Genomic DNA, 253 nt, shown 5'->3' on the forward strand with positions numbered 1-253 from the left:
CTATTTCCATCTCCCGCATTTGGATTGATTTCCTCATCTTTCTGCGTTAAATCGAATTCGCCTATTTCGTTGTCGGCTTGTTGAGCGTCACTTGGCGAAGCACAAATCACTTCGTTGCTTGCCGTTAAATTAATCTCAGGTCGGTCGTCAATAAATAGCTGGAATCGATTATCTTCAGCGGAATTAAACGCCGTAATACAAGCATTTTCTCCTTCCAATCGGATATAGATGAACTCACCATCAATTCCGTTAT

1 protein-coding gene is annotated in these 253 nt (G+C 41.5%); it reads right to left on the minus strand.

All coding sequences use genetic code 11. The features are described from left to right. Window positions 1-253, minus strand: a 253-nt coding sequence (locus tag G7034_RS11800; RefSeq protein ID WP_166401163.1) for a hypothetical protein, incomplete at both ends; no start/stop codon positions are given.

The sequence above is a fragment of the Psychroflexus maritimus genome, assembly GCF_011089875.1.
GTDB classification, from domain to species: Bacteria; Bacteroidota; Bacteroidia; order Flavobacteriales; family Flavobacteriaceae; genus Psychroflexus; species Psychroflexus maritimus.